At 38.0% G+C, this 14,042-nt stretch carries 14 protein-coding genes and 1 pseudogene; 10 read left to right on the forward strand and 5 right to left on the reverse strand.

Features of this window, described 5'->3' with window-relative positions; translation table 11 throughout:
* Positions 1-51 precede the first annotated feature (51 nt).
* Entirely contained in the window at positions 52-810 is a 759-nt protein-coding gene (locus ASG46_RS13035) for an N-acetylmuramoyl-L-alanine amidase (RefSeq protein WP_007499430.1), read from the reverse strand.
* Positions 811-1,130: 320 nt separating this feature from the next.
* Here ASG46_RS13035 and spoVK point away from each other — a divergent pair, with 320 nt between their 5' ends.
* From spoVK to glnA, 5 genes are all read left to right on the forward strand, one after another.
* Positions 1,131-2,090: a stage V sporulation protein K gene (gene spoVK / locus ASG46_RS13040; protein WP_008344008.1), complete on the forward strand. Its 960-nt coding sequence runs from the start codon at positions 1,131-1,133 to the stop codon at positions 2,088-2,090.
* A gap of 120 nt (positions 2,091-2,210) precedes the next feature.
* Positions 2,211-3,473, forward strand: a complete 1,263-nt coding sequence (gene hflX / locus ASG46_RS13045; RefSeq protein ID WP_056704777.1) for a GTPase HflX — start codon at positions 2,211-2,213, stop codon at positions 3,471-3,473.
* Positions 3,474-3,491: 18 nt separating this feature from the next.
* Positions 3,492-4,772, forward strand: a complete 1,281-nt coding sequence (locus ASG46_RS13050; RefSeq protein WP_045035117.1) for a methionine gamma-lyase family protein — start codon at positions 3,492-3,494, stop codon at positions 4,770-4,772.
* A gap of 91 nt (positions 4,773-4,863) precedes the next feature.
* On the forward strand, positions 4,864-5,274 hold the full coding sequence (locus ASG46_RS13055; RefSeq protein WP_007499423.1) for a MerR family transcriptional regulator: 411 nt from the start codon (positions 4,864-4,866) through the stop codon (positions 5,272-5,274).
* Positions 5,275-5,334: 60 nt separating this feature from the next.
* Positions 5,335-6,669 (forward strand): type I glutamate--ammonia ligase, encoded by a 1,335-nt coding sequence (gene glnA, locus ASG46_RS13060; protein WP_007499421.1) that lies wholly within the window; start codon positions 5,335-5,337, stop codon positions 6,667-6,669.
* 102 nt (positions 6,670-6,771) lie between these two features.
* On the opposite strand, the gene ASG46_RS13065 is transcribed toward glnA, so the two are convergent.
* Together ASG46_RS13065 and ASG46_RS13070 are read right to left on the reverse strand one after the other, a co-directional pair.
* On the reverse strand, positions 6,772-7,032 hold the full coding sequence (locus tag ASG46_RS13065; RefSeq protein ID WP_056704779.1) for a YesK family protein: 261 nt from the start codon (positions 7,030-7,032) through the stop codon (positions 6,772-6,774).
* A 34-nt stretch (positions 7,033-7,066) separates the two neighbouring features.
* On the reverse strand, positions 7,067-7,486 hold the full coding sequence (locus tag ASG46_RS13070) for a hypothetical protein (RefSeq protein WP_056704781.1): 420 nt from the start codon (positions 7,484-7,486) through the stop codon (positions 7,067-7,069).
* Positions 7,487-7,676: 190 nt separating this feature from the next.
* Between ASG46_RS13070 and ASG46_RS13075 the strand changes: the two genes are divergently transcribed.
* The 5 genes from ASG46_RS13075 to ASG46_RS13100 all read left to right on the forward strand — a co-directional run bounded on the left by ASG46_RS13075 (position 7,677) and on the right by ASG46_RS13100 (position 12,280).
* Entirely contained in the window at positions 7,677-8,516 is an 840-nt protein-coding gene (locus ASG46_RS13075; RefSeq protein ID WP_047946257.1) for an SMI1/KNR4 family protein, read from the forward strand.
* 29 nt (positions 8,517-8,545) lie between these two features.
* Positions 8,546-9,001 (forward strand): NUDIX hydrolase, encoded by a 456-nt coding sequence (locus ASG46_RS13080; protein ID WP_047946255.1) that lies wholly within the window; start codon positions 8,546-8,548, stop codon positions 8,999-9,001.
* An 861-nt stretch (positions 9,002-9,862) separates the two neighbouring features.
* Positions 9,863-10,954 carry a Rap family tetratricopeptide repeat protein gene (locus tag ASG46_RS13085; RefSeq protein WP_041507240.1) on the forward strand — a complete coding sequence of 364 codons (1,092 nt, stop codon included), beginning with the start codon at positions 9,863-9,865 and terminating at the stop codon, positions 10,952-10,954.
* Positions 10,955-10,956: 2 nt separating this feature from the next.
* Positions 10,957-11,091 carry a hypothetical protein gene (locus tag ASG46_RS21465; RefSeq protein WP_255817035.1) on the forward strand — a complete coding sequence of 45 codons (135 nt, stop codon included), beginning with the start codon at positions 10,957-10,959 and terminating at the stop codon, positions 11,089-11,091.
* A gap of 853 nt (positions 11,092-11,944) precedes the next feature.
* Positions 11,945-12,280: a hypothetical protein gene (locus tag ASG46_RS13100; protein ID WP_056704783.1), complete on the forward strand. Its 336-nt coding sequence runs from the start codon at positions 11,945-11,947 to the stop codon at positions 12,278-12,280.
* Between the two features lie 203 nt (positions 12,281-12,483).
* On the opposite strand, the gene ASG46_RS13105 is transcribed toward ASG46_RS13100, so the two are convergent.
* Positions 12,484-13,303 (reverse strand): IS1182 family transposase (locus ASG46_RS13105; RefSeq protein ID WP_156376671.1); only part of this gene is annotated, 820 nt, incomplete at its 5' end.
* Position 13,304: 1 nt separating this feature from the next.
* Positions 13,305-13,939 (reverse strand): annotated as a pseudogene (locus ASG46_RS13110) (transposase); the annotation flags it as partial.
* Positions 13,940-14,042: the final 103 nt, after the last annotated feature.

The raw sequence follows: 14,042 nt of genomic DNA on the forward strand, positions 1-14,042 counted from the left end.
ATAGACAACAAACCGGCTCTAAAGATGACTTGAGCCGGTTTGTTTTTTAGATTATTGAAAAACGAATGCGTCGTGACCGGCCTGCTTTAATCGAGAGACGAGGTCATCTGCATTTTGCTTTGAACGGAAAGCGCCAGCTTGGACTCGGTACATGCCGCTATCCAGTACGACCAGCGCTTCAAATCCTTTGGATCTGAGTGTAGCTGCTAGTTCATCCGCATTGGCTTTGACCTTGAAAGCCCCGGCCTGCACTTTATATAGGTTACTTGCTTTTTTTTTCAATTGAAGGGCTTTTTCTAATCCAGTGGCATGAGCACGAGCGATCCCTTGAAGGAAAGTAGCGTTACGGAGCTTATTTGCATCAGCTACCGTATCAATAAAACCGTTTTCAGTTAAAATGGCAGACATAGAAGTTTCCCGCAGAACGTGGAAGTTCGCCGTTTTCTTGCCGCGGTCGGCAAAATCAACGGAGCGGACAATCTCATCATGAAGGGCATTGCGATACGTGGTGGTTGGTGCTGAAACGCCAGGGTACACATAACTTTCAAAACCTGTGCCTCCGCCAGCATTAATATGAATAGACACGAAATAGTCAGCTCCCCAGCTGTTTGCCGCATTCGTACGCTGGGATAACGTGACGGATTGGTCAATTGAACGACTTAAGCGGACGGAAACCCCATCATATTCACTAATCAACATATCTCTCAGAAAAAGCGCAATTTGCAGTGTGATATTTTTCTCCAAAAGTCCATTAGCAGCAGCTCCAGAATCTGTTCCTCCGTGGCCAGGATCAATAAAAATTTTCACCATCTATTCATCACCTCGTCTTTATTTTATGAGGAAATAGAAAAATTGCCTGTACAAAATGCGGAAATCATCGAGACTCTTTTCTGCACAATTTGTGATGAAAAAGCGCCATTTTTCTAAGAAAAAACAAATTGTTGGTTTGTCCGCCCGAAATGGATGAATACAATGGAAATAGCACATCATTTCCTGGGAAACCGCACAATCCCCTACAATAACCGGTATCTCGGGTCATTTTGACAGTAAACCGATGCTAGTGCGGGCGATTGTCACGATTACAGCTCCACCCGAATAGATTAAAGAGAGAAGAGCGAGAGGTGAATACGTTGGAGCGAGCTGTCACATATAAAAATAACGGCCAAATCAACATTATACTTAATGGACAGAAGCAAGTATTGGTTGATGCAGATTCAGAGGCAGAATACCTAGAGGCCTTGCAAAAAAATGAGGCCAAACACAGCATCTTACGAGAAATAGAACGAGAAATGAACAGCCTTGTCGGGATGGATGAAATGAAACGAAACATAAAAGAAATTTATGCTTGGATTTTTGTCAATCAAAAAAGACAAGAACAAGGATTAAAAGTAGGAAAACAAGCGCTTCATATGATGTTTAAAGGAAATCCTGGCACAGGGAAGACAACGGTTGCACGGCTTGTCGGGAAGCTTTTCTTTGAAATGAATGTTCTTTCAAAGGGGCACTTAATTGAAGCAGAACGAGGAGATCTGGTTGGAGAGTACATTGGACATACAGCTCAAAAAACAAGAGATTTGATTAAAAAATCACTAGGCGGCATTTTGTTCATCGATGAAGCCTATTCTCTTGCCCGCGGAGGAGAGAAGGATTTCGGGAAAGAAGCGATTGATACCCTTGTAAAACATATGGAGGATAAGCAGCATGAATTCATCCTCATCTTAGCTGGATACTCCAAGGAAATGGATCATTTTCTTTCTCTAAATCCTGGTCTGCAATCGAGATTTCCGATCAATATCAACTTCCCTGATTATACGGTCGATCAGCTGATGGATATTGCAAAACGAATGATGGCCGATCGGGAATATGTCTTTACCCAAGAGGCAGAATGGAAACTGCGAGACTATTTAATGCACATCAAGAGCACAACGAGTCCTGCTAAATTCAGCAACGGCCGTTTTGTGCGAAACACCATTGAAAAAGCGATTCGAACTCAGGCGATGAGGCTGCTTCTTGTGGATCATTATGATAAAAAAGATTTACTTACGATTAAAAGCCATGATCTGCAAATGAAAGAGGATACGCCTTCTTAAAATGGCGTATCCTTTTTGTAAAGAGACAAGAAATTAAACCTTCCGAATGGTGGTATACGTGTGGTGTGTTTGGTATGATGGTACTACTGAAACTTAAGTACAGAAAGGAAACAACTGACGTTGAATGAACATGAAATGATCGAAAAAGCGATCCTTGTCGGCTGTCAACTGCCGCATATAACGGATGAACGCTTTCAATATTCTATGGAAGAATTAGCTTCCTTAACCAAAACAGCTGGCGGTGAAGCTGTCAGCATCATGACGCAAAAAAGAAATAGACAAGACAGCGCGACTTACATCGGGAAAGGGAAAGTGGAAGAGCTTGAAGTGCTTTGCGACGAGTTAGACTGTGACGTTATTATTTTTAACGACGAGCTTTCGCCTAGCCAGTTAAAAGCTTTGGCGACTGCCTTAGATGTGAAAATTATTGACCGTACGCAATTGATTCTAGACATCTTTGCCAAAAGAGCCCGTACAAGAGAGGGGAAGCTGCAAATAGAGCTTGCCCAGCTTCAGTATGCCTTGCCGAGACTGAGTGGACAAGGGATCAGCCTTTCAAGACAAGGCGGCGGAATTGGCGCAAGAGGTCCAGGTGAAACAAAACTTGAAACAGACAGACGTCATATTCGAAACCGCATACACGAAATTCACGGACAACTGTCTGCAGTCAAAGAACACCGCTCGAGATACCGGGAACGACGGAAGAAAAATGGCGTATTCCAAATCGCTATTGTCGGGTACACAAATGCCGGGAAATCTACATTGTTTAACCAGTTAACAGAAGCGGATAGCCATGAAGAAGATTTGCTGTTTGCCACACTTGACCCAATGACGCGTAAAATGACACTTGAATCTGGCTACAGTGTACTGATTTCCGATACAGTTGGTTTTATTCAAGACCTTCCAACCACACTGATTGCAGCATTTCGTTCCACTCTTGAAGAAGTAAAAGAAGCAGACTATTTGCTTCATGTGATCGATTCTTCGAATGAGGATTATGAAGGGCATGAACGAACGGTTCATAAGCTTTTAGAAGAATTAGAAGCTGACCGTATTCCGATGCTGACTGTCTATAACAAAAAAGACCAAATCCGGCCGGATTTTATCCCTTCCTCAAAGCAGCGCCACATTTTAATCAGTGCTAGGCGCGAGGAAGATGTGAAGCGGTTAAAAGCGGATATCATGGCTGAACTGAAAAAAGATTTTTTAAAGCCATATCATGTAAGGATTCCGGCATATGAAGGGAAACTCATATCTGCCTTAAAGTCAGAAACCTTGGTGGAATCACTGGAATTTCAAAAGGAAGCAGAGCTTTATGACATCACTGGATTTAGTGGTGAGGAGCAAACCATATTAGGACAAATCAAGAAGTATATGTCGTAGGAAAGGAATTAAATCACGATGTTTCACACTTTAAAACATGGCACCATTTTAGAAAAAATAGCAGCAGAAGCAGAACAAGACATTTCACAAATACATCAGCAAATTGATCGAAAGAGCGAACAAAATGAGTGGCGGGTTCTTGAAAGCTACCGGAAACATAAAGTCAGCGACTCTCATTTTAACCCGACAACTGGTTATGGCTACGATGATATGGGAAGAGACACGTTAGAAAAGATCTATGCGGATGTATTTGGAGGGGAAAGCGGTCTTGTACGCCCGCAGATCATTTCTGGAACACATGCCATTTCCATCGCCTTATTTGGTGTGCTAAGACCTGGTGATGAATTGATCTACATGACGGGGAAACCTTACGATACCCTAGAAGAGATTGTCGGGATTCGCGGCAAAGAAGGGACAGGCTCATTAAAAGATTTTCAGATCGATTACAAAGCCATTGATTTGCGTCAAGATGGATCTGTCGATTTCGACAAAGTCAAAGAATCTATTTCCCCAAAAACAAAAGTCATCGGAATTCAGCGTTCTAAAGGTTATGCGTCAAGACCTTCTTTTACAATAGAAGAAATTGAGCAAATGATTTCATTTGTAAAAGAGATCAATGAAGAAATTATTGTGTTTGTGGACAACTGTTATGGTGAATTTACTGAATTACAAGAGCCATGTCATGTGGGAGCGGATCTTATGGCGGGTTCCCTTATTAAAAACCCAGGCGGCGGGCTTGCCAAAACAGGCGGTTACATCGTTGGAAAAGAAAAATGGGTAGAAGCTTGCTCTTATCGAATGACATCTCCGGGCATCGGCAGTGAAGCGGGTGCATCGCTGTATGCGCTCCAGGAAATGTATCAAGGATTTTTCTTAGCACCGCATGTTGTTGCACAAAGTTTAAAAGGTGCCGTGTTTACAGCGCGTTTTCTTGAAAAACTCGGGTTCCAAACAAACCCGTCGTGGAATGCGAAAAGAACCGACTTGATTCAATCTGTAGAATTTGGAGACCCTAAAAAAATGATTGCATTTTGTCAGGCGATTCAATATGCATCACCGATTAACAGTCATGTCACACCGCATGCAAGCTATATGCCGGGATACGAGGACGATGTGATTATGGCAGCGGGCACATTTGTCCAAGGAGCCAGCATTGAATTATCAGCTGATGGTCCGATTAGACCGCCTTACACAGCCTATGTTCAGGGCGGTCTCACGTATGCCCATGTGAAAAATGCCATTTGCAGTGCTGTAGATGCCTTACTAGAGCAAGGTTTTATTGAAGTGCCTGCTCGATAAAAAAATCCATGTTAATATTCCTAACATTTCGTTGACACATAATATAACATGACATATAATAAATTTAAGCAAAGAGGAGGAGACAGTTGAGATGAGTGATAACATTCGCCGCTCAATGCCTTTATTCCCAATTGGGATTGTCATGCAGCTAACAGAATTATCTGCAAGACAAATTCGCTATTATGAGGAAAATGGTTTAGTATTTCCAGCGAGAAGTGATGGGAATCGCCGATTATTTTCTTTCCATGATGTTGATAAATTACTAGAAATCAAAAACCTCATCGAACAAGGTGTAAACATGGCAGGAATCAAAAAACTTTTTGCCAAAGCTGAGGCAGAAAATCCATCGTCTGAAACAAAGACAGAGGAGAAAACCACAGCGAAGCACAACTTGACAGATGATGAACTCAGGAAGCTACTGAAGAAGGAACTCATTCAGGCTGGACGTTTCCAACAAGGAACGACCTTTAGGCAGGGGGATATGTCAAGGTTCTTCCGTTAACCAATTAGCAAAAGCATTGCTATACACATTTTACCTTTTGTAGGGGAGGAGTTTTACGAAATGGCAAAGTACACAAGAGAAGATATCGTAAAATTAGTAAATGAGGAAAACGTAAAGTACATCCGTCTGCAATTTACAGACATTCTCGGAACAATTAAAAATGTTGAGATTCCTGTGAGCCAGTTAGAAAAAGCTCTCGATAACAAATGTATGTTTGATGGTTCATCTATTGAAGGGTTTGTACGTATTGAAGAATCAGATATGTACCTATATCCAGATCTAAACACGTTTGTTATTTTCCCTTGGACAGCAGAAAAAGGTAAAGTTGCACGCTTTATTTGTGACATTTATAAGCCAGACGGAACACCATTTGATGGAGACCCTCGTAACAACTTAAAGCGTATCTTGAAGGAAATGGAAGAACTAGGATTTAGTGATTTCAACCTTGGACCTGAGCCAGAATTCTTCTTATTTAAATTAGACGAAAAAGGCGAGCCAACGCTCGAACTAAACGATAAAGGTGGATACTTTGACCTTGCACCAACAGATTTAGGTGAAAACTGCCGCCGTGACATCGTGCTTGAGCTTGAAGAAATGGGCTTTGAAATTGAAGCTTCTCACCACGAAGTAGCACCTGGTCAGCATGAAATTGATTTCAAATATGCAGGCGCCATCCGTTCTTGTGATGACATTCAAACGTTCAAGCTTGTTGTGAAAACAATCGCTAGAAAGCACGGACTTCATGCGACATTCATGCCAAAACCATTGTTCGGTGTAAACGGATCTGGTATGCACTGTAACCTATCATTATTTAAAAATGGTAAAAACGCATTCTTTGATGAGAAAGCAGATTTACAATTAAGCGAGACGGCTAGACACTTTATCGCGGGTATTGTGAAGCACGCAACAAGCTTCACAGCGGTCACAAACCCAACAGTGAACTCTTACAAACGTCTTGTTCCTGGCTATGAAGCACCTTGCTACGTAGCATGGAGTGCACAAAACCGCAGCCCATTGATTCGTATTCCAGCATCACGCGGCATTAGCACACGTGTAGAAGTACGCAGTGTAGACCCATCTGCAAACCCATACCTTGCACTAAGTGTATTACTTGCAGCAGGTCTAGACGGAATCAAAAACAAACTAGACGCACCAGCGCCAATCGACAGAAACATCTATGTCATGGACAAAGAAGAGCGCCTTGAAAACGGCATCGCTGACTTACCTGCAACACTTGCAGAAGCACTTGAGCTGCTAAAGTCAAACGAAGTCATGATCAACGCATTAGGCGATCACTTATTCGAGCACTTCATCGAATCAAAAGAAATCGAATGGGATATGTTTAGAACCCAAGTACACCCATGGGAACGCGATCAGTATATGTCTCAGTATTAATAAAGAAAACCCCTTGGAGCCATTGGCTTCAGGGGGTTTTTATTTTAATTAGTATATTTTTATAATCGAAAGAGCCACTTCTTATGCAGAAGTGGCTATATGTTATTTATGACTAAAATAACTCAAGGTACTATGAATAATTAAGGTGATCACAGATGCAATCAGTAAAGATATACTGATTGCACCTAGTCCTAAACCTTCCCAACTTCCTACGAAAAAACTTATTAATAATAAGATAATACTTATGATGATGAGAATCGATGGTATTCCATACTGTAAAGGTGCATTCTTTCTTTTAAAGATCAAAGAAACACCCAATATAACAATCGTAAGGATAACTGTTAGCAGCCAAAATGATGACATTTATTGACCTTCCTTCTTTTAAAAATATATGAAATTATTTTATTTCCTCATCCATTACTTTCTTATACTTTTCAAATTCAGAATCTTTCATTTCACCGTTCATTTGTAATAAAAAGTTTCCTTTTGAATAGGTGTGAGAGAAGAACATAGATCCAGCATTGCCTAACTCATCATAATAAGATTTCGCCTGCTGTAAATCAGTTTCATTTCCGAATTTAAAAATCCTTCCACCAGCATTTTCACCTAAGGAAGGAATAAGAATTCTTTTTCCTTCTTCTCTTATATTTCCAAACTCTTTTTGTTTAAGATCAGATGGTTTTTCTGCTTCAAGCCCAGCACTTTTAAAAGCTTCAATAATATTGGCTGTCGTGAGCTGTTTTTCATTTGATGCTGCGCTACTGCAAGCTGTTAGCATCATTAAACAAATAAAAATGAATATAGATAATTTCTTCATATTGGATCCTCCTGATTTTTAGGTGCAAAGGAAATTTTACATGAAGTACCTTCTTTTTACTATCGTTTCGACAAAAATAGACATTGCGAATGACTAAGTAACAAATATTCTTCTTTTATTTTGACTAAATTGTCAAATATACTCATCAAGATGGTATACTTATGTGCATATTTTACTAGGAGGCATCACCTTGAAATTATTTTGGGAAATAGACGAGGAAGGTTACTATACGTTAAAAAAGATCAACGAAGCAGAAATAGCTAAAGCTGAAAAGAAACTTGGAATCACTTTGCCAGATACATATAAAAAGCTCATATTAGAACAGAATGGTGGTTATACCATTCATAATGCTTTTCCAACCACTCACTCTAATTCATGGGCTGAGGATCATATTCAATTTAATCACCTGCTGGGAATTGCTGAAGATGAAGGAATTATGGATAGTGCCTATTTGATAAAAGAGTGGGAGCTGCCAGAAGGGCTTGTTTTGATCAACGGGGATGGCCATACTTGGGTAGCGATGGATTATCGAAAAACGAAAGAGAATCCTGCAATTCATTATTTTGATGTTGAGATGGAAGAAGACTTTAAGTTAGCAGATTCCTTTGATGAATTCATTGAGGGGCTTTATACAGCTAAGTACAGTGTTGATGAGGAAGCAGCAGAGGGTGAATATGAGCTTCCTGAAGAGCATTTAAGTAAAGAAGAACTTAAAGCCATATTTGAATTGGACGTCCTTGATGAAGATAATCTGTATAAAATTCAATATTATCCGATGGTTGATTTAAACGAAATTGAATGGTTTTTTAAAAAGATGCAATATCACATTGAAAAAACAAAAGATGAAGATGATCTTTATGAAGTAGCTGATACGATTATTAACATTCTCTTATTGAATCCAAATATGCCAATCAATAATAATATTAAAGAACTGATGCAACAAATATCTAATTTCTTACAAAGTAATGAAGATCCACTTGTAGTAAATGTAGGCGAACTTATTCTTATTGAGGTTGAGAGTATTATTTAAGGTGAATTTTTTAAAAAAGAGGTTAAGCAATGAGAGCACCGTATCAAGTATTGATATTTCCTTATATAGAAACTGAAAATTCCATTCAATATGCTATTTTTCATCGAAGAGATTATGGTTATTGGCAAGGAATTGCTGGTGGTGGAGAAGATAGTGAGACTCCTATTGAAGCAGCAAAACGGGAAGCGTTTGAAGAGGCTGGTATTATAAGAGAATGTCCATATATAAAACTCGATTCTGTGTCTTCACTACCCGTAGAGGATGTAGTTGGTGAATTTCTTTGGGGAAAAGATGTTTATGTGATAAAAGAATTTTCTTTTGGCGTTAAAGTTTCTACAAAAAATATTAAATTATCTAAAGAACACGTTGATTATAAATGGGTGTGTTTTGAGGAAGCGGTAACTCTTTTAAAATGGGATAGTAACAAAACAGCTTTGTGGGAACTAAACAAAAGGCTATCAAAGTGTGAGCTGAAAAGCCAATAGTTGAGCGGAAATTAATCGAAAAGCTTTGGACATTACCTCTATAGCAAAGCTTTTTCCTTAAACAATATCTCAAAGCGCAAAATTAAAACAGACCCTACATGGTCTGTTCTTTATGGGGACGGATTGGGGACGAACTCTTTCAGTTTTTTCTTCAGAAATTCACCTTTTTTATCAGAAAGGCTCATCATAGAACCTTATTAAATGAGTCTTTTCCAAAGTAATTTTGTTCTCTTCGGTAGATGTCATTCACCTTGACAGAGTAGAGGTTGCTGACTCGTGCTTAAAGCATAGCTTTGAGAGTATGTTCATTTCATGCTCCTTTAATACCCACAAAACACCTACGAATCACCCGTAATTTCATTTTATGATTTGTATTATTTTTTTAAGAGGAAAATCTCTATAAATCAAGGTTTATAATAGAATAGGTTATAATCCGCACCCATACACCCATGGGAACGCGATCAGTATATGTCTCAGTATTAATAAAAAAAGCCCTTGAAGCCATTTGCTTCAGTGTTTTAAAAAAGAGAATAAGTGTTCCTATAGAAAATGTTTTATAGTTGTTTCTACACCACTAAATTCAATATCACTTCTAAGCAATCATGTTTTGTAGAGGAAACGCTTCTTCTATGTAATAAATCTACCTTAGAAAACACTTGTTACTTCTTGTGTTACAGTATACCTATACTGCCATGTCATTCCTATTTTAATGCGTTCTACACAAAACATACCTTTTATAAATACACACTATTGTATTTTGCGGGATACCGAAAACTTTTATAATAAACATCTTGTCTTTACATATGTTGTAAATATCATGTTAAAATTATACAAAGGAAATGATAGCAAGGGGGTAATGGAATGTCGAATTTGATTTCTTCTGTCGATGTAGCAAACACTCTCAACAAATGGTATTTACATATTAAAAAGAGGGAAGTTTCACAAGCAGTAGAGTTGAGGGATGAGATTCAAGATATGTTAGGCGAAATGGAAGAAAATCAAGATGTTTTACTCTATTTCAATATTCTTGATTACAGGTTTAAGGTGCTTATGGAAGATTTAGTTGGGCAACCAACCATAACAGAAAGTGAAAGAGTCAAAACAGATGACATGCTAAGGTTTTACTTTTATCTTTTTAAAGGTATGTATGAGAGTGCAAAGAATAACTATTCAGAAGCTCTAGTCCTATTCAGAGTAGCTGAGAGACAACTGGACAAGGTACATGATGAAATTGAAAAGGCTGAGTTCCATTATAAAATTGGTACACTCTACTATTTCAATAAGGTCACGCTCCTTTCTCACCATCATCTACAAACAGCAAAGGACATCTACAAGGGTCATGAAGGCTACAGCATACAGACCATAAACTGTAATATGTTGTTGGCACTGAATTTGATTGATGATGGTAGACTAGACAAAGCTGAAAAAATGCTTTTGGATTGTGTTGAGAGACTGATTGAAAAGAACGATAAGAGATTGTTAGCGTTAGCTTATTATGATCTAGGCTTTCTAAAAATTCAGGATGACCACCATATAGAAGCAATTGAATATTTCAACAAAGCAATTTCCGCAGATGATCTAAAACAGTCAGCTCCCGTTTCATACTTACAATGTGCGTATGAATTTGCAAGATCAAGCTATAAATCAAATCAGTTGGATCAGGCAATAAGTTGGGTTGCTGAGGGGAAAACCTTTTCTAAAGAACAGCAGAACACAAACTTTATTTTAAAATTCAATATCCTTGAGAAATGTTATACAACACCACAGGAAAGCTATGAGGACATTAAGAAAGAACTAGGTCTTTTGGAAGGAAGAAAAGCATATGTTGATATAGAGTCTTTAGCTCCTGATGTTGCCTCCATTTATAAGAAGTTAAATCTTTATGAAGAAAGTAACTATTTCTTGGAATTGGCTTTAAAATCTTGTACGCTTATAGGAAAGGAGGTCATATGATCATGAAAAAAATAATGATGATGATTACTACTGCTTTGCTATTAGGTACAATTCTTGGAATGCCTGTTGTACAACAAACTCAGGCAGATGCTAAAAATGAGATAGTGTTACTTTCCTCAAGAGGTGCAGGATCATAAAAGGGATAGGGTTTTAATCCATCACTGTGGAGGATAATTGGTTAAAAAACGATAAAGTGGATTAAAGTGTCAGTCTCCTTATGGTATAAAAGAATATGCCATAAAGGAGTCTTTTTTATATGAAAATATTAGGTGCTCCATTTGCTTTGATGGCAGCGTATAGAGATACTAAAAAAACAAATGAATGTATTAAGCTTTTTGAAGAGGAAACTTTCAGTGTCAGTTAGAGGAACTCTGGGTATTACCCAATCTCACTGTATATATTTATGCGAGAGGTGTATAAAGCATGGGATTCTGAAAAAACGAAAAAAAATTTATGAAGAATTTCAGGATGTTTTTATGAAGAAAGAGAAGAAAACAATTTGAGATAAAAATAAATATAGAACATACTTTCAATTTTGTTACTTAAATCTTAAATATGGCACTGACTGTAGAATGTTAAGACTGATTGTTTTATAATTTCACGGTAACATAACTTTCTCTGGATTGTAATTAAAAGTATAAAACGTAAGTGAATGTATATCGGGGGATTTGGATGATAAAAAAAGAAGTTTTTCAAATAGTTTTGTTTACAGGCCTTTTGGCAATTTTTCTTTATCAAGGTGTACAAAGAGATTTTCCTTTTGAATATCTGATTACATTAGTTACATGCTATGTTGCAGTGATAGTTTATAGAATTATAAAAGTAATGAAATATAAAAAGGAGCAAAGTACCGTTAAGTAGTTTGAGCTATTTTTGTTTGCGGTGTCCGCAATCACTATTGGGATCAGACGTTTGAGGTCATGGCTCTTTGGCATGTTGACATTAAGAATTATATAATGAACTAAAATTTAACTTCAGAGGTGCTTTTGAATGTCTATTCAAGTGGATGATGATGATGTTTTAGAGATGTGTAATATATATGCTCAAGAAACTCATCACAGAGAAGCATTGATTTTAGGAAACAGGAAGGGTCTATTGGAATTAAAAAATGCGATAGATCAGGCTTTAAAAACTGGTAGTGCTGTTGCAAATTTATACCCATCTGATTTTGAAGGGTATGAAACTTGTATTGCTCTAGTGGATGATGAAAAGCAGTTTGAGAAATTAATTACTCCTTATGTAGAGGAATATACACAAGATGATGATGCGATTGATCCAATTGATATTATTAAAGACTACGATTCCAAAAAAGAAAAACCCTTATAATAGGGTTTTCAGATTGTAGAGAAACTCATGTTTTTCTACAATCTTTTTTATTTTCATCGTAATGATGGTGGATGAGATTGAATGAAAAAGGCCTCCCACACACCTAANTCAGATTGTAGAGAAACTCATGTTTTTCTACAATCTTTTTTATTTTCATCGTAATGATGGTGGATGAGATTGAATGAAAAAGGCCTCCCACACACCTAACCTAGCTTCGCTAGATGTGTGGCAATCTTCTTCATGTTCTGACAGGCAGCTGTGAGAAGAACTTGCTCACTCACATTTTGTTTTCCCCTCAACCGGCAGTAGCGAAGCCCGTGCAGTTGTTTTGAATCTGCAAAGCTTCGCTCTATTTTTTCTTTTCTTTTTTTATATAGCTCTTTTCCAGAGACAGATAGACGATTTTGTCTGATCTTTTCTTTATGTTCTTCCCATATGTGTCTTGAGATGACTTTTTGATGATTTTTCGACCTTGTGCATCTTTCAAGGAAAGGACACGATGTACATTTTTTAGGATCTGATTTGTAGAACCTATAACCTTTTCGATCAGTTGTTGTATATAATAGCTTCTCACCATTTGGGCATATGTAATGATCATGTTCAGAGTCATACTTGAATTTCCACTTCTCAAATAAACCTCTTGTTGGATGAAAGCGTCTATGTGCGATGACACCAAAAATACGGCGATCTGATAAACCTTTACAGATTGGGGTCGTCAAATAACCAGAATCAAGGGCAACAGCTTCTACTTGAAAACCAAATCGTGCGATTTGGTGATCCAACCGATCAAGATACGGAACAGAATCATGGACATTACCGGGCGTGATGTGGGCATCCGTGATGATATTGTACTTCATATCCGTTGTACGGTGGTCTAGGTAGAAAAAGCCTTCYGGTTTGTTTTCACGRTAAAGATAGCCACTTTCAGGATCAGTCGTACTTTGACGAATGTCTTTTTCCGTTTTCACCTCCTCTTTTACCTTTAAGGGCTTTTTTCCGTGTGCCACCCGATCTTCTTGGATCNCTTTCAGGATCAGTCGTACTTTGACGAATGTCTTTTTCCGTTTTCACCTCCTCTTTTACCTTTAAGGGCTTTTTTCCGTGTGCCACCCGATCTTCTTGGATCGCTTCTTCTAAWTCATTTATATAGTTCTGGGTATCTTGTTCAATCGTTTTTCTCATATATTTATGTTTATTGGCATTGGCTTTAAGATGAGTTGAATCAGTAAAAAGAACGCGGCCTCCTACCATATCATGATTGATAGCTTGAAGCACAATCTCGTCGAAAATGTCTTGAAAAATCGTTGTATCTTTGAATCGAGTACGACGATTCCAGCTAATGGTCGAGTGATGAGGAACGGGGTCATTGATGTTCAAACCTAAAAACCATCTATACGCCATGTTATAGTAAATTTCTTTTTCAAGTTGTCTTTCAGAACGGATACCGTACAGGTATCCGATAAACATCATTTTGAACAAAATAAGTGGATCAAGAGAAGGACGACCTTTATTCTCGCTATAATACGGTCTTACTTTATCTACGATAAATGAAAAATCAATGTACTGATCAATTTTACGAAGCAGGTGATCCTCTTCGACCAGTTGATCTAGCAATACAAATTCAGCTTCGTGCTGAGAAGAATTTCTAGTGTGGAACATGAGAAAAACACCTTCCTTTAGTATGCTTTTCTCTATTATAAAATGAGGTAGTGGAAAATTTAAGGGAAAAAATAAAGCTGTCGAGATTTTCTCGACAGCCTGA

Source organism: Bacillus sp. Leaf49 (genome assembly GCF_001426125.1).
GTDB classification, from domain to species: domain Bacteria; phylum Bacillota; class Bacilli; order Bacillales; family Bacillaceae; genus Bacillus; species Bacillus altitudinis.